Raw genomic sequence first — 21,405 nt, forward strand, 5'->3', positions numbered from 1 at the left:
CCGGCCTCTCCCCATCTTCCTGACAGGGCTGTGCACCCCTCTCTCCTCATATCGCACACATATTCGAACATGGCTTATGGTGAGGTCAGCGAGCCGGAGTGGCCGGTGCGGCGTACGGGGCCGGTGAGAGGAGCTGAGGGTGATGGGGTGTGCGGCATGCGCGCGTTTACCCATCTGCGCACGGTCTCCGGGTACTCGCTGCGCTACGGCGTCTCGCACCCCGACGTTCTCGCGCAGCGGGCCGTCGAGAGGGGCATGGACGCGGTCGCGCTGACCGACCGTGACAGTCTCGGTGGCGCGGTGCGGTTCGCGAAGGCGAGTGCGCGGGCGGGCGTGAGGCCGGTCTTCGGCGTGGATCTCGCTGTCGGGATGCCTGCCGAGCCGGACGGGCCGGACCTGCGCCGCCGGGTCCGGGCACCGGCGCGTGGTGGTGTCTTCGTCGACGAGTCCGCGCCCCGGGTCTTGTTCCTCGCCCGGGACGGCGGGCGGGGCTGGGCGGATGTGTGCCGTCTGGTGAGCGCCGCGCACCGGGGGCGGGCCGGTGGCGGGGAGAGTGCGGTGCTGTCCTGGGAGGAGGCCGCCGGTGAGCACGTCATGGTGCTGCTCGGTCCCGATTCCGATGTGGGGCGCGCTCTCGCGGCGGGCAGGGCGGACCGGGCGGGCGTGCTGCTGGAGCGGTGGCGTGAGCGGTTCGGGCGCAAGGCGCTGCGGATCGAGGTCGTCTGCCACGGAAGTGGAGGGACGGGGTTCGGTTCGGTGCGCCATGCCGCGAGGTCCCTGGCGTTCGCGGCCGACCAGGGCGTCCTGCCGGTGCTGACCAACGCGGTGAGATACGCCGACCCGGGATCGGGCCCGGTCGCGGACGTGCTGGACTCCGCGCGCCGGCTCGTCCCCATCGACCGGCACGGGGTGCGCGACGGCGGGGAGCGGTGGCTCAAGCCGCCGCAGGAGATGTTCCGGATCGCGCGGCGGGTGGCCGAGGCCGCCGGGTACGGGCCGCGGACGGCGCACCGGCTGCTGGAGGTCACCGAGGAGACCGCCGCCGCCTGCCGGGTCGACCCCGAAGTGCTCGGCCTCGGCCGGGTGTTCGTCCCCGAGCCGGACCGGATCGGCGCCGCCGGCCGCGCGCCGCAGCAAGTACTGCGCGAGGTGTGCGAAGCCGGTCTCGTCCGTCGTGGGTACGACCGCGACGAGCGGTACCGGATGCGGATGGAGGACGAGCTGGCGCTGATCGGGCGGCTCGACTACGCCGGTTTTTTCCTCACCGTGCACCAGGTCGTGCGCGACACCCGGGACCTCGGGATCCGGGCCGCCGCGCGCGGCTCGGCGGCCGGGTCGCTGGTCGTGCACCTGCTGGGGATCGCCGCCGGGGACCCGGTGGCACACGGGCTGATCATGGAAAGGTTCCTGTCCGAGGACCGTGCGGAACTGCCCGACATCGACGTGGACGTGGAGTCCGCGCGCCGCCCGGAGGTCTACCGGGCGATCCTCGGCCGGTTCGGCCCGCAGCGGGTGGCGGCGGTGGCGATGCCGGAGACCTACCGGGTCCGGCACGCGGTGCGCTCCGTCGGCCTCGCCCTCGGCCTGGACCCGGCCGATATCGACCGGCTGGCGAAGTCGTTCCCGCACATCCGGGCGCGCGACGCCCGAACAGCCCTGCGGGAGCTGCCCGAGCTGCGGACGATCGACCCGGACGCGTACGGGCCGCGGATGTGGGACCTGGTCGAGGCCCTCGACGGTCTCCCGCGGGGGATGGCCATGCACCCCTGCGGCGTGATCATCTCCGACGCCTCCCTGCTGCGCCGCACCCCCGTCGTGCCGACTCCCGGGGCGGCGTTCCCCATGTCCCAGTTCGACAAGCGCGATGTGGAGGACGCCGGACTGCTCAAGGTCGACATCCTCGGGGTGCGGATGCAGTCGGCGATGGCGTACGCCGTCGCCGAGACCGAACGCGTCACCGGCCGCCGCATCGACCTCGACGATCCCGCCCAGGTCCCGGCCGACGACGCCGAGACGTTCCAGCTGATCCAGTCGTCGCAGACCCTGGGCTGCTTCCAGACCGAATCGCCTGGCCAGAGGGATCTGGTGGCCCGGCTACGGCCGGAGAACTTGCACGATCTCGTGATCGACATCAGCCTGTTCCGGCCCGGCCCGGTCGCCGCCGACATGATCACCCCGCTGCTGACGGCCCGAGCCGGCACGCAGCCCCGCTACCCCCACCCCGACCTGGAACCCGTGCTGCGCGAGACGCACGGGGTGCTGGTGTTCCACGAACAGATCATCCGGACGCTGACTGTCATGACCGGCTGCACCCTCGCCTTCGGCGACTACACCCGCCGCGCACTGAGCGATCCCGGCCTGGCCGGCCGGATCCGGGACTGGTTCGAGCGCGAGGCGCGCGGGCGCGGCTACCCTCCGCAGACCGTCGAGGAGGTGTGGGGCCTGGTCTCCTCCTACGCCGGTTTCGGGTTCTGCAAAGCCCACGGACTGGCCTTCGCGGTCCCGTCGTACCAGTCGGCCTGGTTGAAGGCGCACCACAGTGCCGCGTTCTACGCCGGCGTGCTGACCCACGACCCGGGGATGTACCCGAAGCGGCTGATCCTCGCGGACGCCCGGCGCCGCGGGGTCCCGATCCTGCCCCTGGACGTCAACATCTCCGACACCGTCTATCGAATCGAACTGGTGTCCGACACTGAGGGCGGGGAACCGGTGTACGGGGTGCGGCTGGCGCTGTGCGACGTGCGCGGCATGAGCGACGCGGAGGCGCGGCGGATCACTGAGGGACAGCCTTACGCTGCCCTCGACGATTTCGTGGCACGGGCGCGTCCGTCGCGTCCGGTCGCCGAGCGACTCGTCCAGGTCGGCGCGCTCGATTCGTTCGGCCGCAACCGCCGCGACCTGCTCCTGCACCTCACCGAACTCCACCGCCGCGAACGCGGCGCTCCTCCTGGGCAGTTGGTCCTCACCGGCCCGCAGGACACGGGTACGGTACAGGCGCTGCATCTGCCGGACATGGACGACGCCGAGCGGCTCGCCGCCGAACTCGGGACGCTCGGCCTCGACGCCTCCCGTCATCTCATGGCCGACCACCAGGAACTGCTGGACGAACTCGGTGTCGTGCCCGCCGCGCGTCTGAAGGATCTTCCGCACGGTCAGGCCGTCCTCGTCGCCGGCGCGAAGAGCGCCGTCCAGACCCCGCCGGTCCGCTCCGGCCGCCGCGTCATCTTCAGCACCCTCGACGATCCCACCGGCGTCATCGACCTGGCCTTCTTCGAGGACGGCCACGATGCCGCGCACACCGTCTTCCACAGCTGGCTCCTCCTCGTCAGCGGGGTGGTCCAGCGCCGCCGAACGGGAGGAAGCGGCACGGCCGTCTCCGTCACCGGCCACGCCGCCTGGGACCTCACCCACCTCGCCGACCTGCGCCGCGCCCACGGACTGGCCGCCGTCGCCGACCACCTTTCCACCCCCGCCGCCTCCACCGCTCCGCCGCAGGGAGCGGAGCGCGTGATCACGACGCAGACCGGCTTCGCCCTGCACCCGTGGGCCGATCTCCAGCCGCCCGGCGACCCGGTGAAGCAGCGCCGACTCTGGCACCGGAGCCCCGGGAGCGCGGGATGAGCATCCTCTACCTCCACTTCCACGGCCTGACCGGCGAACACCTCCACGGCCGGCTCCTCGACCTGGTCCGCGAGTACACCCCCCTCGTGCAGGCCCTGCCGCCCGACGCCGCCCTCGCCGACGTCTCCGGTGCACTGCGCTACTTCGGCACCGACGCCACCGCGCTCGCCGAACGCATCCGCGCCCGCACCGCCGGCCTCTACGGCCTCGAAACCACGATCGGCGTGGCCGCCAACCCGCTGCTGGCCCGGATGGTCGCCGCCGACGGACCCCCCTCCGCCGTCCGCACCCTGCCCGACGACCTCGACACCGTCACCGCGTTCCTCACCGGGAAACACCCCGCCCTCCTGCACGGCGTCGGCCCCGCCACCGCACGCACCCTGGCCTCCTACGGCCTCGACAGCATCGACAAGATCGCCGCAGCCCCCCTCGGCACCCTCCAGCGCATCCTCGGCACCACCACCGGACACCGCCTCCACAACGCCGCCCGCGGCACCGACCCCACCCCCGTCACCACCACCGCCCCACCCCGCTCCCTCACCGTAGAACACCCCTTCCCCCACGACGAACTGGACCACGACCGCCAACGCGCCGTGCTCGTCGGCCTCAGCGACCGCCTCGGCCTGCACCTGCGCACCGAAGCCCAGACCACCCGCACCCTCACCCTCACCGCCCGCTACGCCGACCGGACCACCACCACCCGCACCCTCACTCTTCCCGAACCCACCGCCCACACCAGCACGTTGATCACCGCCGCCCACACCCTCCACGACCGCCTCGCCCTCCAGCGCGCCCGACTCCGTACCCTCCTCCTCCGCGCGGACGGTCTCGTCCCCGCCGAACACGCTCCCCGCCAGCTCCTCCTCGACCCCGCAGACGAACAAGCGCACCGCGTGGAAACAGCCGCCGACGCGGTACGCCGCCGCTACGGCCCCGATTCCGCACGACGCGCAGGAGGTACGACTGCCGCTCCCGTCACGCCGGCTTCTGCCTCACCGTGGACCGGGCCGTCCGCGACACCACGGATACCGGGATCCGGATCACGGTGACCCTGGGACGGTGACAGACCAGCCAGGCGATCACGGACCCGGCCAGGCTGTGTCACACATCACTGTGACGGGCGAGGGGCTGCGGACAAGGGCTGGATGTGACGAGATATTCGATGCACGCCCGGATACAAGCGGGTGACCCAGAGGCATTCCAGGCGCTGGTCCGCGATCATGCTCAGGCGGTCCACCGGCACGGCGTACGCCTGACAGGCGACCCGTCGGCGGGCGAGGACATCGCCGCGATCACGTACCTGGAGGCATGGCGGTTGAGGGGCCGGCTGCGGGACGAGCCGGCGCGCCGCCCGGCGTCATGAGCGCGCGCTGAGGCGCATGCCCGGGGCGGAGCCCCGGCCGGACATCGCGGCGGAGGTGGTCGGGCGGCCTGCGCGCCGGACGTCAGGCTCACGCGGGCCGGGGCGGGCGCAGACCCTCGCCCTCGGTGCAGAAGGGACGGGAACTATGCGCGGCCACCAGACGTGCTGATAGGTGTACGTCAGGTGATGCCCGGGGGCGGGTCCGGCGGGACGGCCGGCCTGTACAGGAGAGAAGAAGGGGTGGGTGCATGCTCGCGGAGGCTCTGGCCGCGTTGGCGGCGGCGGGTGGCGGTGCGGTGGTGCAGGCCGCGGAGACGGATGCGTGGATGGGGCTGCGGCACCGGGTGGGGGAGATCTTCGGCCGTGCCGGCACCGCACGCGCGGCAGCCGAACTCGACCGCCTCGATCACACCGCGCAGGTTGTCCTGACGCCGGATGCTGCGGAGGATACGGGCGCGCAGCGGCTGCGGCAGGAAGGCGTGTGGGCCGCACGCTTCGAAGCCCTGCTGGAGGAACTCGACGAGGCCGGACGGGAACGCGCCGCCGCCGAACTGCGCGAACTGCTGTCCTTCGTGGCCGCTTCGGCCGGTGACACGGCAGTCGCGACAGGCCGGGCGGTGGCCCGCGACGGGGGCAGCGCGACCAGCGGTATCAAGAACACCGGCGGCCGTCCCGGCCCGGCGCGGGCCGTGCGCACCGGGGACGCGGAGGCCACCGGGACCGGCTCCAGCGCGGTCAGCGGCATCGTCAACGAATAACCGGCCCTGCCACCACCAGAAGCCGGTCAGGGAAATCCAGGGGGACGGCATGGTCCGATGGCCGCGGCGCAAGGATCGCCCCGGCACGAGCACCGCCCCGGCCGCGCCGGCGGACGCGGGCGGCAGGGTGCAGCCCGCGTCTCCCGGCCCGGCGGGCACGTGGCAGGAGGTACTCCACAGCGGGAACGCCACCGCCACCGACGGAGGGTTCGCCGTCTCCGGCATCTACGCCCCCACCGTGCAGTTGCCGCCCGACGCGCTGAGGCCGCCCGCCGAGGTGGCCGCCCCGGCGGGCCTGGACGACCTGCCCTACCGGCCGGGCCTGTTCGTCGGACGCGGGCACGAACTCGACCGCCTCGATGCCGCCCTCGCCACTCCTGGCGCGGCCCTGGTCCAGGCGGTCCACGGGCTGGGCGGGATCGGCAAGAGCACCCTGGCCGCCCACTGGGCCGCCACCCGCCCCCACGGCCACGTCCCCGTGCGGTGGATCACCGCCGACAGCCCCGCAGCCGTCCAGCAGGGCCTGGCCGGTCTCACCACGACCATCCAGCCCGCACTGTCCCGGGCCCTGACCGCCGAGGCGCTCGCCGAATGGGCCACCCAGTGGCTGGCTGCCCACACCGGCTGGCTGATCGTCCTCGACAACGTCAACGACCCCGCCGACATCGCCCCCCTGATCGCCCGCGCCCGCACCGGACGGTTCCTGATCACCAGCCGCCTCGCCACCGTCTGGAACGACGCCACCACCCTGGTCCGCCTCGACGTCCTCGAACCCGCCGAGTCCCTCGCGCTGTTCACCCGCACCGCCACCGCCCAGCACCCCGTCCGCGATCTCGACGGCGCCGCCGACCTCTGCGACGAACTCGGCCACCTCCCCCTGGCCATCGAACAGGTGGCCGCCTACCTCGCCCAGAACCCGCTCACCACCCCCCGCACCTACCTCGCCCTGCTCGCCCGGTACCCGGCGGCGATGTACGCCAGCGGCGCGGCCACCACCCCGGCCGAACGCACCATCGCCCGCATCTGGAACATCACCCTCGACCGCATCACCCACCTCCAGCCCCACGCCGCCGACCTGCTGCGCACCCTCGCCTGGTACGCCCCCGACCACATCCCCACCACCCTGCTCGACGCCGACCCCGCAGACCCGCCCAAACACAGTGCCGCACTCGGCCTCCTGACCGCCTACAGCATGATCACCCCCGACCCCGCCACCGGCACCCTGGCCGTCCACCGCCTCGTCCAGGCCCTCGCGCGCACACCCGACCCCGACGACCCCCACCGCACGCCCACACTCATCGACGACGCGCGTGAACGAGCCACCACCAGCCTCCACACCGCCCTGCCCGCCACCTTTGACACCCCCGCCACCTGGCCCACCTGGCGCACCCTACTCCCCCACATCGACGCCCTCACCGACCACACCACCCCCGGCACCGACACCGACACCACCGCCCACATCCTCTACAGCACCGGAAGCTTCCTCGAAAACCAGGGCCAGCCCGCCCGCGCCATCAGACACCTCCAACGCGCTCTGAAGGACCGCACCCGGGTGCTGGGCAAGGACCACCCCTCCACCCTGGCCTCCCGCAACAACCTCGCCGCCGCCTACGAGTCGGCGGGGGACCTGGGGCGGGCGATCTCCCTGTACGAGCAGACCCTCACCGACACGGTGCGGGTGCTGGGCAAGGACCACCCCTCCACCCTGGCCTCCCGCAACAACCTCGCCCACGCCTACGCATCGGCGGGGGACCTGGGGCGAGCGATCCCCCTGTACGAGCAGACCCTCACCGACACGGTGCGGGTGCTGGGCAAGGACCACCCCAACACCCTGATCTCCCGCAACAACCTCGCCGCCGCCTACGAGTCGGCGGGGGACCTGGGGCGGGCGATCCCCTTGTACGAGCAGACCCTCACCGACACGGTGCGGGTGCTGGGCAAGGACCACCCCTCCACCCTGGCCTCCCGCAACAACCTCGCCGCCGCCTACGAGTCGGCGGGGGACCTGGGGCGGGCGATCCCCTTGTACGAGCAGACCCTCACCGACCGCACCCGAGTGCTGGGCAAGGACCACCCCTCCACCCTGATCTCCCGCAACAACCTCGCCGCCGCCTACGAGTCGGCGGGGGACCTGGGGCGGGCGATCCCCCTGTTGAAGCAGACCCTCACCGACACGGTGCGGGTGCTGGGCAAGGACCACCCCTCCACCCTGGCCTCCCGCAACAACCTCGCCGCCGCCTACGAGTCGGCGGGGGACCTGGGGCGGGCGATCCCCTTGTACGAGCAGACCCTCACCGACACGGTGCGGGTGCTGGGCAAGGACCACCCCGACACTCTGACCTCCCGCAACAACCTCGCCGCCGCCTACCGGTCGGCGGGGGACCTGGGGCGGGCGATCCCCTTGTACGAGCAGACCCTCACCGACCGCACCCGAGTGCTGGGCAAGGACCACCCCTCCACCCTGGCCTCCCACAACAACCTCGCCCACGCCTACGCATCGGCGGGGGACCTGGGGCGGGCGATCCCCCTGTACGAGCAGACCCTCACCGACCGCACCCGAGTGCTGGGCAAGGACCACCCCGACACTCTGACCTCCCGCAACAACCTCGCCGCCGCCTACCGGTCGGCGGGGGACCTGGGGCGGGCGATCCCCCTGTACGAGCAGACCCTCACCGACCGCACCCGAGTGCTGGGCAAGGACCACCCCAACACCTTGACCTCCCGCAACAACCTCGCCGCCGCCTACGAGTCGGCGGGGGACCTGGGGCGGGCGATCCCCCTGTACGAGCAGACCCTCACCGACCGCACCCGAGTGCTGGGCAAGGACCACCCCAACACCCTGATCTCCCGCAACAACCTCGCCGCCGCCTACGAGTCGGCGGGGGACCTGGGGCGGGCGATCCCCCTGTTGAAGCAGACCCTCACCGACACCGTGCGGGTGCTGGGCAAGGACCACCCCAACACCCTGATCTCCCGCAACAACCTCGCCCACGCCTACGCATCGGCGGGGGACCTGGGGCGGGCGATCCCCCTGTTGAAGCAGACCCTCACCGACCGCACCCGAGTGCTGGGCAAGGACCACCCCTCCACCCTGGCCTCCCGCAACAACCTCGCCCACGCCTACGCATCGGCGGGGGACCTGGGGCGAGCGATCCCCCTGTACGAGCAGACCCTCACCGACACGGTGCGGGTGCTGGGCGAGGAACATCCGCTCACGGTGACGGTGCGGGGCAATCTCACTGCCGCCGTTGCCGAGCGCGATGGCCGCGCCGGGCCGCCGTGACCGCGGTGTCACAAGCATGGATGTGACACAGGCGACCGGATCAACGTCCTCATCCTGGACCGGCTGGGTCGCAACATGCGCGAGACCCTCAACCTCGTCCACGACCTCACCGAACGCGGCATCTTCCTGCGCACCCTCGGCGACAAACTCGGCGTCGACACCAGCGAACCGGGATCCGGCACCGACATGGCCATCGCCCTGCTGGCGATGTTCGCGCAGATGGAACGGATCTACGTGCTGGAGCGCGCCGCCGGCGCCCGCACGGCCAAGCAGGCCCGCGGACTGCCGACCGGCTGCCCGGCGAAACTCAACGCGACCACCCGCGCCGGAGCCGCCCAGCGGATCAAGGACGGCGCGATCCCCGAACGGGTCGCCGCCGACCTCGGCATCAGCCGCTCCACCCTGTACCGGGAACTACGCAAACACCGAGAGGCGACCACCGTGGCTCACGGCGAAAACGAAGACTGACCCGCCCGCACGGCCGCAACGAGTTCGGCCAGCTCAACCCGGGTGTCAAATCATGTGACACCAAAGTGCACTCGCTGCATGGTTCCTACTCGACCCCCTACACGCTGCGGTTCCGGCTCAAACCGCCCGAGCCAGTGGTACGAGGGTGGCACGGTCGTGGGACAACTCCCTGTGTGCATCAGCCGATTGTGTCGTCGGCTCACGCCTGGATGAACGTTGGAGCGAGCTGACCCGCTGTCCTCACCGGGGTGGGGGGATCTCCCGGATGAGCGCCAGGGCGTTGCCGAGCCGTATTGCCAACGACCGGTCACCGTACCCATCTGCGAACCCCCGGCAGATTGCCGGCTCGGTGTCTGCGGGTGCCGAGCCTGGCAGTGTGGAGTGACACACCACGTGTCCCTCGTTCTCCACGGCGTCAGCGATCATGCTGCGGATTCGATGTGGCATCGCGGAGTGAAACGGGTTGCCGCGCCGGAAGATACAAGTTGGGCATCGCTCGGATAGCAGTCGTACCTCGCCGGTCGCCTCGTCGACAACCGGGGAGCATGTCGCTGGGTCGTCTTCGAACAAGTCGTCGTCGGTCTTGATCGGCATAGGGGTCATCATGGCCAAGGCCGTCGTGGACACAGTGCCGATCTCGTCAGCTCAGGGAGCCCAGATCGCCTCGCCGCCCATCTCCGGCTGGCCGACGGTCCGATGAATCCTGGTGCAGGAGGCTTGAGTGCAGCCGGAGGCGTCAGCCGAGACCGAGGTGTGTGGCCACGTCCTTGTACAGGGCGGCGACCTCCGTCGGCACGCCGTGCGGGTAGCGGGTGGCGAAGAGGGCGCCCACCCGCGGCTTGCTGGTGGTGTCCTTCTTGGCCTGGTCGAAGATCTGGAGGTCCAAGCGTTGTAAGTATGCCTCCAGTTCGCCGGACTTACTGCCGTCGTCGCCGAACTGGTCGGCGAGGGTGAACACTCCTGCGGTCTTCCAGTAGTCGGTCCAGGCGGTGAAGTCGTCCGGGTCGGCAGGCGGGTTGGACGGCCGGAGTTGCTGCTTGGCGAGCTGTCGGGCGAGTGCGCTGGTGCCGCGCAGGGCCGGCCCGTCGGCGATGACGGCCCAGGGGATGCCGAAGGCGGTGAGGTAGTTGATGTAGCCGCCGAAGTTGTTGTCGCCTCCGACGTCCAGCAGCGGGACATTGGAGGCTTCTGGCCCCGGCTGGGGGGTTGTGTTCCACCAGTGGCCCAGGGCGCCGGTCTCTGTCGCGCCTTCGCAGAGGATCACGGCGCGGGCGAAGAGCAGGGCTCTGGTGTCGGCGGCGGCGAGGTTCTGGATCCAGCCGGACAGGTCCGATTCGGTCGTGGCGTGCGCGCGACGGACAGTGGTCGCACCGTCCGGTCCGGGGGCGAGTCGGACGATGCGTCTGAGGTCGGACGGTGTGTTCACCGGAACGAGGTCCGCGCTGTGGGTGATGAGGAGAGCCTGTACGTCGCGCAGGGCGGTTGTGGCGATCCGCCGCTGCATGGTCGGATGCAGCTGGACCGCCGGTTCGTCCAGGACGATGACGCGGCCGGGCTCTCCGCTTGTGAGGACGGCCAGCAGGACGGCCTCCTGTAGCCCGGCTCCGCTGAACTCAGCACGGCGGTCACCGCGACCGGCGTCGATCATGACGTCGATGGCGATCCCATCTGCTTCGGGAGTCGCCTGGACGTCCAGGCGTGCCCCAGTGAGGGCGTGAAACATCTCCTGTGTTCTGCGGAAGCCCTCGCGCTGGTCACGCGTACCGTTCTTGAGCCTGTACAACTCGGCCGCGGTACGGCTGCCGTCGCTCAGGTCGAGGGGGCCGGCCAGTTCGTCGAGGGAGAAGTTCCGGCGCGCGGGCAGGCGCCGGTTGGCGGTCACCGAGACCCCCGCGGCCCAGATCTTCCCGAGCACGGAAACGAAGGACACGGAATGCTGCTCGGTGAGACGCAGCGCCTCGGTGAGCGCGGTCAAGGAAACGGGCCGAGCACTGGTGGACCCGACATTGAACGTGCGCACGGTGAACTGGATCGGCCGGTCAAGACGGTCCAGGATGACTGGGAATCCGGTCCAGGCGGTTGGGACACCAAGGGTCGTCTGTACGGCTGCGGTCTTCCAGCCCTCGGCTGCTCCGGGGCGGAGCTGCTCCTGATGCGGTCCGCCCAGTTGGATGTGGAAGATGTTCTCGCCGTAGTTGAACTCCCAGGCGCAGGACCAACCGCCTTGCCAGTGTGAATCGAAGTCGAGCCGGAGCGTGCCGTGGAAGAGCGAGGCCACGGAGTCAGTGGTGATGCTGGTCTCGGCGTCCTGCACCGCCACGCCGGCGACGCGTGGAACCCCGTTGTACTCATGGGCGGAGACGGCGAAGTACGCAGCTTTCACGAAGTCGGTGACCAGCTTCTCTTCCCAGGGTTGGTCGAGTTCGAAGGAGACCGTCAGAGTGAAGGCGGAAGCTCCGTTATAGCCGGCCTGGCTGTACAGGGAGAGCAGGTCGCGCTGGTCTGAATCGCGGTGGTGGCCCAGGTAGGCGGACACGGCGGCGAGCACCTGGCACAGGTTCGACTTCCCTGCGGCGTTGGGACCGGTGACCACGGTCAGCCCCGGTCCCACGTCCATGCTCATCTCGGTGAAGGACAAGAAATCCCGCGCCGTGATCCTGCTGATCCTCACATTGTGCCCCGTCTGTCCCATAGCTGTTGGCGACGGATCCTTCCAGATTCCGCGGTGTCCATCCGTCGAATTTCAGATCTCCGGCCAGAGCAGGCCGCTCCACTACCGACATGTCGCCGGTTCATCCCGGTTCGCCCCAGGGGGAGTTGGTGCCTGCTCCGGCCGGTCGGAACTGTCCGCGTCCTTGTTTAGGGTTGAGCGCATGAGCGTTCCTGTGAATGAGGGGCTGACTCTGGGGGCTGTCAGCGAGATCGTCGAGAGGAAGATCCTCACCGACACGGTGAAGGTCTACCGGCCGGGTGAGCCGGTGTTCAACCCGGAGACCGGCCAGTACGAGCCGGGCCCGCCCGTCACGGTGTACGAGGGGAAGGGCGGGGTGTTCCCTGAAGGGGGTCCCGGCATCGTGCTGCACCTGGAGGGGCAGGCGTATGTGGACGACTCCAAGTCCCGGTACAAGCTGCTCACGCCGCTGACCGCGCCGGTCGCCTCCCGCGAGGACACGGTGACGGTCACGGCCGCTTCTGATCCGGCGGCGGTGGGCCGTACCTGGCGGGTGCTCGATGTCGGTGAGACGTCCACGCTCGCCGTGGTACGGACGACCTGGCTGGACCAGATCACGCAGACGGACGGCAGCGCGTCGTGAGCACTCCGATCGACACGGAGGCCGAACGGCAGCGCCTGGAGGCCGTGGTGCTGGTCGACACGGTGCGCATCACCCGGCCGACCGGTACCGCTGTCCTGGACACGGAGACGGGGCTGCTCGGCCCGGTCCCCTCAGTGCTCGTCTATTAAAGGGCGCGGTGGGGTGCTGTCCGGGAACGGGCAGGTCACTGCACAGCATGTTCTCGGGCGCGAGTGGCTGGACGACACGGTGTCCTGGTATCGGCTCCTCACCCCGATCTCTACGCCTCTGCCGTCGCGCTACGACCGGGTGGAGGTTGCCGAGGCGGTGTCAGGGCATGCGGCGACGCTGGGACGGGGGTGGCAAGAAAAGGCCGTGCCACCACCGGCAGTTCAGGATCGGCCGGCCTCAACAACGACCCCCGCCAGCCCGGGACCGTCCATGACGCCGTCCGCTACATCACCCCCTACCTGTGGCTCAACTACCAGTCGATGGGCACCCCCAGCACGCCTTCCGTCATGCAAGTCGATGCCATCTCCATTGAGGCCCTGAAGACCGGCGTCGTGGACGCCACCAACCTGGTTAGCGGCTTGGTCACCGCCGGATCGGTCGCCGCCGAGAAGATCACCGCGGACAAGCTCGACGCCGACGCGATCAACGGCCGCGTCATCACCGGCAACACCCTCCAGACCGCGGCCGACGGCCAGCGTGTCGTGATCAGTCCCGGAGGCGGAACCCCGGACGTCGGCTCGGTCAAGTTCTACTCCGGCAGCACGAACGAAGCGGCGCCCGCCGCACTGAACACGGCCATCGCCTACAGCTCGGACGCCTCCGGCACCTACGAACTCCCCAGCCTCAACCTCACCGCCCCCCGCGTGAACGGCACCCGCCAGGAAAGCGGCCTCTTCACCCGAGGCCACATCCCCGGCTACTCGGTAGGACTGTTCACCCTCTACGCCAACCAGCTCGGCGGCAACGGCGTCGCCCACATCACCGGCTACGGCGCCGACACCGCCACGCAGGGCTCCTCCATCGAGTTGTACGTCCGCGACGCCCCGTCCGGCTCGGTAGCCGGCTCCGCCAAGCTCGCCTCCGACGGCTTCACCGTCGACGGAACGCTCAAGGCCGGGAACATCGCCACCAGCCGCGTCATCATCACTCCCCGCGCGGCGAACACCCCGACCTCAGTCACCGTCACCGGCCTCAACCTGAAGGGCACCGCCTTCCGCGCCGTGGCCACCCCCTCCACCACCGCCCCCGAAACAGCCGTCACCGGCGTCGGCGTCACCAACGTGACCGCCACCGGCCTGACCATCTGGCTGACCCGGACCAACACCACCAGCACCGCCGTCGACTGGATCGTGATCGGAAGCTGATGACCTGCTCGAACGATCACGAATTTCCCGCACCCCTATGACGTATCTCCTCAGCCAGTTCCTGCCAGTGGGCGAGGTTGTTTCGGGTGATGAGGGTGTGAGGGTGGTCGGGGCCCAGCACCCGCAGTCGGTCGTCCAGCAGTTCGGTGAGTGCGGTGGCGGCTCCTGCCGCGTCCCCCGCCTCCCCCCGCCAGTGGGCGAGGTTGTTTCGGGTGGTGAGGGTGTGAGGGTGGTCGGGGCCCAGCACCCGCAGGAAGTCTTCCAGCAGTTCGGTGAGTGCGGTGGCGGCTCCTGCCGCGTCCCCCGCCTCCCCCCGCCAGTCGGCGAGGTTGCCCCGGGTGGTGAGGGTGTGAGGGTGGTCGGGGCCCAACGCCCGCAGTCGGTCGTCCAGCAGTTCGGTGAGTGCGGTGGCGGCTCCTGTCGCGTCTCCCGCTTCTCCCCGCCAGTGGGCGAGGCTGTGCCGGGTCAGGAGGGTGGCGCGGTGGTCGGGACCCAGGACCCGTAGCTCGTCGTTCAGCAGTTCAGTGAATGCGGTGGTGGCTCCTGTCGCGTCCCCCGCCTCCCCCTGCCAGCGGGCGATGTTGTGCCGGGTGGTGAGGGTGCCGGGATGGTCGGGGCCCAGCACCCGCAGGAAGTCCTTCAGCAGTTCGGTGAGTGCGGTGGTGGCTCCTGTCACGTCTCCCGCTTCTCCCCGCCAGTAGGCGATGTTGTGCCGGGCGATGAGGGTGTCGGGGTGGTCGGGGCCGTGCCGGGAAGCCGTGGTGCGGGTGAGGTTTTGGAAGTAGTCGCGGGCGGCGGTGACCTGGCCCGCCTCCCCAAGGCTGTTGCCGGCTCGGAACAGCACGTCATGTGGCTGGGGGAACTGGAGGGCGGGTTCGGCGTGGGTGGTCAGGGCGGTGGTGTTGGCGCGCAGGGCCTGCGCGAGCGTGGTGTCGCCCTCGACGGCGGGCCAGGCGGCGAAGAGGGCGTCGGCTGCGGTACGGGCGATGTGGTCGTACTGGTCGGAGGTGAGGGTGTCGCGGACGACGCGCTGGATGAGCTGGTGGACGCGGACGGTCTGGTGAGCAGTGGAAGGGGCGTGGCCGATGAGACTGAGTCTGTACAGCGCGCGGAGCGCGAGCCGGGCATCGGCGGCGGTGACTTGGCCGGGGTCTCGGCCGGTGGCTGCGGCGAGGAGATCGAGTGCCGGTCGGCTGGTGAGAACGCTGTCGGGGATGCCGTTGGGGGCGAGGAACGCGGCGAGCTGAAGCATCGGCCGGGCAAGACCGGGGGGCCGGAGGGTGTCGGCGCGGTCGACGGAGATCTCCCAGGCGGCGGCGGTGGTGTGGGTCTGGCCGTCGGGCAGGGTATCGGGGCTGGTGTCGGCAAGTAGCGTGGCGCGGTCGGCGAGCAGGGTGCGATAGGCGGCGCAGTCGATGCCGGTGTCGATGAGGTAGGCGGCGGCCTGGGACAGGGCCAGCGGCAGGTGCCCGAGGTCACCGGCCAGGGCGGCGAGCTGTCCTGCGGGTTCGGTGAGTTCGCGAGTGGCCAGGGCGGTGGTGAGGTAGGCGACGGACTCGTCCTCGATGAACAGTCCGACCTCGATGAGGCGTCGGCCGTCGTGGGTGAGGGCGGAGTCCTTGCGGCGGGTGGTGACCAGGGTCCGCCCGTGGGGACTGGCCGGGGGCCACAGCCCGGTCAGGTCGGCGGGATCACCGACGTCGTCCAGCACCACCAGCCACCGCCACGGATGCTGCTTCTGCGGGCCGGGTTCCAGACGGGCCAGGAACGCCTGCGCCGCGTGCTCGGGCTCAGCGCCCAGGAGTTCGACGCCGGCCTGCGTGTAGCCGGACACGGTCTCCGCGGCGCCGGCGGCGGTGATCCACACCAGCACGTCCAGTTCTCCGGCCCGCCAGGCGGTGCGGGCGTAGTCGGCGGCCAGCTGGGTCTTGCCGACCCCGCCCATCCCCGCCAGCACCCCGCCCGTCAGTACCCCGTCCGCCGAGCTGACGACCGTGGTCCCGCCCCCGGCCAGCGCCGCCGACAGCCGCACAGCCTCGGCCCGGTCCTGGAAACAGCCTGCCCGTGACGGGATCACTCCCACCTGATGCGGCAACACGGCCGACCTCCGGGACGGCCCGAAGTAGTTGTTCTGGGTGCCCTTGCCCAGCACCGGACCACCGAACGCGCCGGACTGGAAGTCGATATGATCCCCTGCCACCGCGTCCGCCCCGGCGTCCGCAGCCCGCACCTGCTCGATGAGCCGATCCAGCTCCGCTGCGAACTGCCCGTCCACCTTGACGGCGTCCTCCACGGACGCCACCAGCCTCCGCCGGGTGCGCTCCGCTATCGCTCGCCGCCCGTGCTCCGCTTCTGCCCGAGCCTGCTCCAGCGCCGGGTCCTCACCGAGCCGGCGGCTGAGCAGATCGTGCAACTGGCCCACCGGCCCGCCGCTCTCTCCGTCCGCCTTCCCCGATCTGTGCACCAACCACGCGCACAGGTACTCGACCGCCGCTTCGACCCTCGTCACCAGCAGCCCCCTCCCCGCGCCCACGGCGCTGCCACCCTACTGATGCGACCGGAGCCGCACGCCTCAAACCTCAAAACGTCGAGGTTGAGCATCGATGTCCATCACCGTGGCCACGTCGGTCGAGAGCGACGGCCGTGTCTCTTTCACCGCCACGCCGGAAGCCTGGCGGGCGATCGCCGACGGCAACACCGCGCACCTCATCCGAGTCCTCCTGGCCAATGCGGGCGAGGACACGGCGGAGCCGTGGATATGCGGCGTCGAGGGTGCCACCACCCGCCGGGCGTGCCGTGTCGATGTCCGGCACGAGCCCTGTCCCCACCACGGCGAAGGCTCCGACGACAACCGATGCGCCGCGCCCACCCGCAAGGGCACGGCCTGCCGGTGGAATCTCAAGACTCACGGCCCTTGCATCAGGCACCCGGACACCTGGGAGATCTACCTGAACAGGGTCAGGGCGGCGCAGGAAGCGAGGAACGCCGAGGAGCAGCGCCGTGCGGACGAACGACGCGAACGCACCGAGGAAGCGGCCGGCGGGCCTGGAAGGAGGCTCTGCTCATGCCGTGCTCCTCCTGCGAGGCCGGTCCCGGAGAGGTATGCCGCCGGGGGACGGCACCGAAGCGGAACGGCTCCACCGTGTCCGCCACAAGCTGGCCGTACACACAGCCGTCGCGGACGCCTCCGCAGAGCCATGTCCCCGGTGCTCCGCCGGACCCGGCGCGCTGTGCCGCACTTCGTCGGGAAACACGGCCTCCGAGGCCCACGCCCACCGGATGTGACGCGCTGCTCCGCGCAGGGTTCACCACATCGTCCAGGCCGCTTCTCCCAGTCCCCTGTTCGTGGCTTGGGGGCAGGACTGCCCAGTGTGGTTGGCCGCCCCGCTCTCCTCCTGCTTTGTGGCGGAGGAGAGTTCTCGGCCCTCGTGGATCGCACCGGTCCCGGAGGCGTCGAGTGCGCGTCGGTGTCTGGACAGACCAACCCGCACCGTTACAGATCTCTAGATGCGGCGCTCCAGGTAGATGGAGGTGAATACGGCGACCTTGGCGCGCAGGGCCCAAGGGTCGAAGGGCTTGCTGATGTAGTCGACGGCGCCGGCCGCGTATCCGCGGGCGGAGTGTTCCGAGTCCGTGCCCATCGCGGTGAGGAAGATGATGGGCACGTCACGGGTTCGGGGGCGGCGCTTGATATGTGCACACGTCTCGTAGCCGTCCATCTCCGGCATTTGTACGTCCATGATGATGACCGCGAAGTCATCATGATCGAGTAGTGCCTTGAGCGCTTCCGCCCCGAGGAGACGGTGACGAGTTCCTGGTCGAGCGTCGCCAGCACCGCGGTCATCGCGAGCAGGTTGTTCGGCTGATCGTCGACGATAAGGACCTTGGGCATGTCCTGGGGAGTTGTGGAGGCGGGCAGCGAGGGCGTGGATTCCTCGATGGCGTCCAGCTGACGTTCGAGCAGATTGCAGCGGTCCTCGGCTGCGGCGCGCTGTGCTCGGGCCTCGCGGAGCTCCGCTTCCAGCCGCTCGACGTCGGACCGCAGCATGTCGCGCTCCCGAAGAAGCCCGGAGACGTCGGGGTGGGCCTCTGCCAGTTCGTCCGCTCGTTTCCGCTCGGCACTCCGGTCGGCTTCCAGCTGGTTGAGGCGCACCTCCAGGTCGGCGATGCGATGCGTACGGTCCAGCAGGGCGTCGCCGAGGACATCGCCGCGGACGCTCGATCGGCGGGATACCCGGTCGGCGTCGGCCAGCTGCTGCTCCAGGATCTCCATCGCATGTTTGGGGGAAGACGCGGCGTCGACGGCCGACCCGTACAGCCCGCGTACCAACTCGATGGCCTCGGTCGTGACCGCGGTTCCACGGTGCTCGGCGAGATCCGTGAAGAGGTCCGTGATCACCTGCCACGGGGGTAAGCGGGTGCCGTTCAGGTAGCGCGAGAACGTCCCCGGATCGCGCTGGCGCCGGGCGGCGTACCGGCGAACGGACACCTCCATTCCCTCGAACAGCTCCCGCAAGGCTTGAGCGAGAGCACGGGAAGCATCCGGGAGGTCGTTGCCCAGCGGTCGCAGTTCACCCATTTCCCTCGTCCTCCCTGACACCTGCACCCGCGTGCCGGTGCTGCCGGCTTCCGCTGCCCTCGGTGTCGATGAGGCGGTGGAAGAACGGAATCGCCAGGCCGGCGGCGGCGAGGCCCGCAAGCACGCTGCGCGGCATGCCTTCATCGGTGAGCGCGGTCAGCCCGGCCGCCGTCACGCCGACGAGTAACGCAAGCAGGAATACCAAGGTCGTTCTCACTGAACCTCTTTCATCCTGAATAGTCGCAGGTCAAGAGTGTGTGGATGGCTCGGACGATGGTGCCGATACGCCGGGTTGAACATCGGGCTCGCCGTAACAGCCGCCAGGACTTCAGCTGTGCGAAGGCGCGTTCTCCCGGAGCTCGCAGCCGGGCGTGGTCGCGGTTGAACTGCTGGTAGTGCTCGGGCTGTTCGTTGTGGTGGTAGTAAGGGGTGCGGAAGGTGGCGCCGGCACCCTGGTAGGCCCGGTCGGCCAGGACCAGGATCTGCCGGGTGAGGCAGGCTTGGACGATGCCGTGGGCGCGGGCCGCGGTGAGGTCGTGCGTGCGGCCCGGTGTCGCGCGGGAGAACCACAGTGGGGTGCCGTCCGGGGCCGCGATGACCTGGACATTCATGCCGTGCTGCTTGTGCTTCTGCGAGTAGTACGGCTGGTCTGCGGCGATACGGTCGGTGGGAATGAGCGTGCCGTCGACGATGACGAAGTCTCCTTCACCGAGCCCGACGAGGGCCTCGTGCAGTCCTGGCGCCCAGGAGGCCAGGACTTCGAGTGTCTCGTCGACGTAGCGCCATGCCGTCGCCTCCGACACCCCGAACCCGGCCCCGACCTGTGCGAACGTCTCGTTCTTCCGCAGGTGGGCCAGTGTCAGCAGTGCTTGCTTGAAGCAGCTCAACTTCCGCCATGGCGAGCGAAGTTCACGCCTTCGGGTGTGGATGAGCCAGGAGACATGCTCGACCAGCTCGTACGGGACGTCGAGCATGGAAGGATACGGAACCAACGAAGCCCCCCGGCCGTCGGCGTGATGAGTGAGATCACCACACCAACGACGAGGGGCTTCGCCACGTCACCCCACCTGACCAGCCCATTTCACTCCTCAGCCCCAGGATGAAAGAGGTTCACTGACAGCAGTGGTCCGTCCATCAAGGGCTCCATTCATTCGGCCCACCGCACAGGGGCGGACCTGCCACCCGTCCAGCGGATTGCAAGAAGGGGAATCACATGATGGCGGACCTCGAAACCGTTGCAGTCCGTGATCACGGAGTTGGTTCCTGTTGCCACTGCCCTAGCTCACCTCGCTATGGGTGTTTCGGCCGATCAAGGCGCTGGCTGACCTGCTTGTTGCCGACTGTTGCATTGCAACGTTGCTCCCCACAATGACCAGGAACGGCGCTGCGGTCTGCCGTGACCGTGTCGAGGAGGGCTTGGAGTTCGGGTGGCGGGTCCTTGTCGGTCCATGCCCGCCACCAGCTGCGCTGGATGACGGCCGGGGTGAGCCAGGCGAGGACGGCACGGAGCACCTTGGACCAGCAGGCCAGTCGTGGCTGAGGAGTGTCGGTGCCCCTTCTCTGTCCGGTCGTCGGGGCAGGCATCCGGTGCGGTGGCATCCAGCGCCCCGTGCGGTGCGGACCACTGGTTCCAGCAGAAGGTGAACACGTAGTTCACCAGGGTCTGGTGGAACCGGATCGAGGTGTCGGAGCGGACCTGGAAGTCGGCCCGGCCGAGCTCGTCCTTGATCTGTTTACAGCGCTGCTCGATCCAGGGCCGCAGCCCGTAGAGGCGGTCAGTTCCTTCAGTTGATAGATCCGGACACAGCTGTAGATCGGCACCGTCCGCGACGACGGTGAGGCGTTCATAGCGAAGTAGATTCTTTCCGAATCCCAGTAGTCCGTCTCATCCGTCTCGGAGACCACGCGGCTTGCCTGGCATGGCACGATCTACAGCAGTGGGAGCCACCTCCGACTGAAGGGTCAGTCTGGAGCTTTGCCGTTGTGGCCCGCCCGCACCATAGCCACCAGTTCCCTTGCCCTCCCCGCACCCACACGCAGTTCCTTGCGCAACGACTCCGCCGACACCGGCCGCTGATACAACTCCCAATGCCGAGCATCCACCTGCCTCGCCTCGGCAAGCAATGGATCAGCCCCCTCCACGTCTTCGACAGATGGCCCCTCCCCAACCTCGCCCTCGCTGGCCTGCCTCTCCGCGCGATGCCCCAGCAACTCCACCGCCAGCAACAACGCCACCGGAGGCCACCCCGCCACCAACACCGGCTTCCACGCCAGATCAGGCGCAGCAGCTACATTCGCCGCCAACGACACCCCGATCCCCAGCAGAAAAGCCGCCCGCACCACATACCGAGCACGCCGAGGACCGTCCGCAGGCTGCTTCAACATCCCCGCCGTCGCCGACAACAACAACCCGTCCACCGACAACGGCCACAAGTTCGCGCTCACCGAATCCGCCCCACCCTGCAACGCGAACTCCCGCTGATGAACATACGAGGCATACGCCGCGACCCCAGCCACAACTGCCGCTCCCACCCGGCGAACCCACACCTCCACCTCGCCGACCGAACGAGCAACAGGCCGCCTCACCGCCCGGCCCTCCCTCGCGCCGTCGGACAAAAGCTCCCCTCAAGAACCAGCTTCCCCGAGGAAACCCCCAGCTCAGAC

14 protein-coding genes and 3 pseudogenes are annotated in these 21,405 nt (G+C 69.8%); 9 read left to right on the forward strand and 8 right to left on the reverse strand.

What is annotated here, in order from left to right; genetic code table 11:
• Nucleotides 1-156: 156 nt before the first annotated feature.
• The 6 genes from ACQCO7_RS38815 to ACQCO7_RS38840 all read left to right on the forward strand — a co-directional run bounded on the left by ACQCO7_RS38815 (nt 157) and on the right by ACQCO7_RS38840 (nt 9,493).
• Nucleotides 157-3,621 (forward strand): DNA polymerase III subunit alpha, encoded by a 3,465-nt coding sequence (locus ACQCO7_RS38815; protein ID WP_464076215.1) that lies wholly within the window; start codon nt 157-159, stop codon nt 3,619-3,621.
• Nucleotides 3,618-4,670 carry a DNA polymerase Y family protein gene (locus tag ACQCO7_RS38820; RefSeq protein ID WP_464076216.1) on the forward strand — a complete coding sequence of 351 codons (1,053 nt, stop codon included), beginning with the start codon at nt 3,618-3,620 and terminating at the stop codon, nt 4,668-4,670. The genes ACQCO7_RS38815 and ACQCO7_RS38820 overlap by 4 nt, the downstream gene beginning before the upstream one ends.
• 113 nt (nt 4,671-4,783) lie before the next feature.
• Nucleotides 4,784-4,984: an RNA polymerase sigma factor gene (locus ACQCO7_RS38825; protein ID WP_464076217.1), complete on the forward strand. Its 201-nt coding sequence runs from the start codon at nt 4,784-4,786 to the stop codon at nt 4,982-4,984.
• Between the two features lie 248 nt (nt 4,985-5,232).
• Nucleotides 5,233-5,742, forward strand: coding sequence for a hypothetical protein (locus tag ACQCO7_RS38830; RefSeq protein ID WP_464076218.1), 510 nt, complete (start codon nt 5,233-5,235; stop codon nt 5,740-5,742).
• Nucleotides 5,743-5,791: 49 nt separating this feature from the next.
• On the forward strand, nt 5,792-9,025 hold the full coding sequence (fxsT, locus tag ACQCO7_RS38835) for an FxSxx-COOH system tetratricopeptide repeat protein (RefSeq protein WP_464076219.1): 3,234 nt from the start codon (nt 5,792-5,794) through the stop codon (nt 9,023-9,025).
• Nucleotides 9,026-9,064: 39 nt separating this feature from the next.
• Nucleotides 9,065-9,493: a recombinase family protein gene (locus tag ACQCO7_RS38840; protein ID WP_464077403.1), complete on the forward strand. Its 429-nt coding sequence runs from the start codon at nt 9,065-9,067 to the stop codon at nt 9,491-9,493.
• 240 nt (nt 9,494-9,733) lie between these two features.
• Here the strand turns inward: ACQCO7_RS38840 and ACQCO7_RS38845 are convergent, their stop codons facing one another.
• On the reverse strand, nt 9,734-10,087 hold the full coding sequence (locus ACQCO7_RS38845; protein ID WP_464076220.1) for a hypothetical protein: 354 nt from the start codon (nt 10,085-10,087) through the stop codon (nt 9,734-9,736).
• A 142-nt stretch (nt 10,088-10,229) separates the two neighbouring features.
• Complete coding sequence (locus tag ACQCO7_RS38850; protein ID WP_464076221.1) at nt 10,230-12,164, reverse strand: AAA family ATPase; 1,935 nt, start codon at nt 12,162-12,164, stop codon at nt 10,230-10,232.
• Between the two features lie 202 nt (nt 12,165-12,366).
• On the opposite strand from ACQCO7_RS38850, the gene ACQCO7_RS38855 reads away from it, so the two are divergent.
• From ACQCO7_RS38855 to ACQCO7_RS38865, 3 genes are all read left to right on the forward strand, one after another.
• The gene (locus tag ACQCO7_RS38855; RefSeq protein ID WP_464076222.1) at nt 12,367-12,807 is read left to right on the forward strand and encodes a DUF6093 family protein; all 441 of its coding nucleotides are present in this window, start codon (nt 12,367-12,369) and stop codon (nt 12,805-12,807) included.
• Nucleotides 12,804-12,956, forward strand: coding sequence for a hypothetical protein (locus ACQCO7_RS38860; RefSeq protein ID WP_464076223.1), 153 nt, complete (start codon nt 12,804-12,806; stop codon nt 12,954-12,956). The genes ACQCO7_RS38855 and ACQCO7_RS38860 overlap by 4 nt, the downstream gene beginning before the upstream one ends.
• A gap of 189 nt (nt 12,957-13,145) precedes the next feature.
• Entirely contained in the window at nt 13,146-14,162 is a 1,017-nt protein-coding gene (locus tag ACQCO7_RS38865) for a hypothetical protein (protein ID WP_464076224.1), read from the forward strand.
• 16 nt (nt 14,163-14,178) lie between these two features.
• On the opposite strand, the gene ACQCO7_RS38870 is transcribed toward ACQCO7_RS38865, so the two are convergent.
• From ACQCO7_RS38870 to ACQCO7_RS38895, 6 genes and pseudogenes are all read right to left on the reverse strand, one after another.
• Nucleotides 14,179-16,239 carry a tetratricopeptide repeat protein gene (locus ACQCO7_RS38870; RefSeq protein WP_464077404.1) on the reverse strand — a complete coding sequence of 687 codons (2,061 nt, stop codon included), beginning with the start codon at nt 16,237-16,239 and terminating at the stop codon, nt 14,179-14,181.
• A gap of 1,426 nt (nt 16,240-17,665) precedes the next feature.
• Nucleotides 17,666-18,741 (reverse strand): annotated as a pseudogene (locus ACQCO7_RS38875) (response regulator).
• A complete protein-coding gene (locus ACQCO7_RS38880; RefSeq protein ID WP_464076225.1) occupies nt 18,734-18,958 on the reverse strand; it encodes a hypothetical protein in 225 nt (74 codons plus the stop codon). The pseudogene ACQCO7_RS38875 and the gene ACQCO7_RS38880 overlap by 8 nt, the downstream one beginning before the upstream one ends.
• 10 nt (nt 18,959-18,968) lie before the next feature.
• Nucleotides 18,969-19,774, reverse strand: a pseudogene (locus ACQCO7_RS38885) (transposase family protein).
• 357 nt (nt 19,775-20,131) lie between these two features.
• Nucleotides 20,132-20,515 (reverse strand): annotated as a pseudogene (locus ACQCO7_RS38890) (IS701 family transposase); the annotation flags it as partial.
• Nucleotides 20,516-20,703: 188 nt separating this feature from the next.
• Complete coding sequence (locus ACQCO7_RS38895; protein WP_464077405.1) at nt 20,704-21,327, reverse strand: DUF2637 domain-containing protein; 624 nt, start codon at nt 21,325-21,327, stop codon at nt 20,704-20,706.
• Nucleotides 21,328-21,405 lie beyond the last annotated feature (78 nt).

The organism is Streptomyces saintjeani (assembly GCF_055409605.1).

Bases quoted from the DNA above. Each gene is read 5' to 3' on its own strand.
- ACQCO7_RS38815 (WP_464076215.1), top strand. From the start codon at position 157: ATGCGCGCGTTTACCCATCTGCGCACGGTCTCCGGGTACTCGCTGCGC.
- ACQCO7_RS38820 (WP_464076216.1), top strand. From the start codon at position 3,618: ATGAGCATCCTCTACCTCCACTTCCACGGCCTGACCGGCGAACACCTC.
- ACQCO7_RS38825 (WP_464076217.1), top strand. From the start codon at position 4,784: ATGCACGCCCGGATACAAGCGGGTGACCCAGAGGCATTCCAGGCGCTG.
- ACQCO7_RS38830 (WP_464076218.1), top strand. From the start codon at position 5,233: ATGCTCGCGGAGGCTCTGGCCGCGTTGGCGGCGGCGGGTGGCGGTGCG.
- fxsT (WP_464076219.1), top strand. From the start codon at position 5,792: ATGGTCCGATGGCCGCGGCGCAAGGATCGCCCCGGCACGAGCACCGCC.
- ACQCO7_RS38845 (WP_464076220.1), bottom strand. From the start codon at position 10,087: ATGCCGATCAAGACCGACGACGACTTGTTCGAAGACGACCCAGCGACA.
- ACQCO7_RS38855 (WP_464076222.1), top strand. From the start codon at position 12,367: ATGAGCGTTCCTGTGAATGAGGGGCTGACTCTGGGGGCTGTCAGCGAG.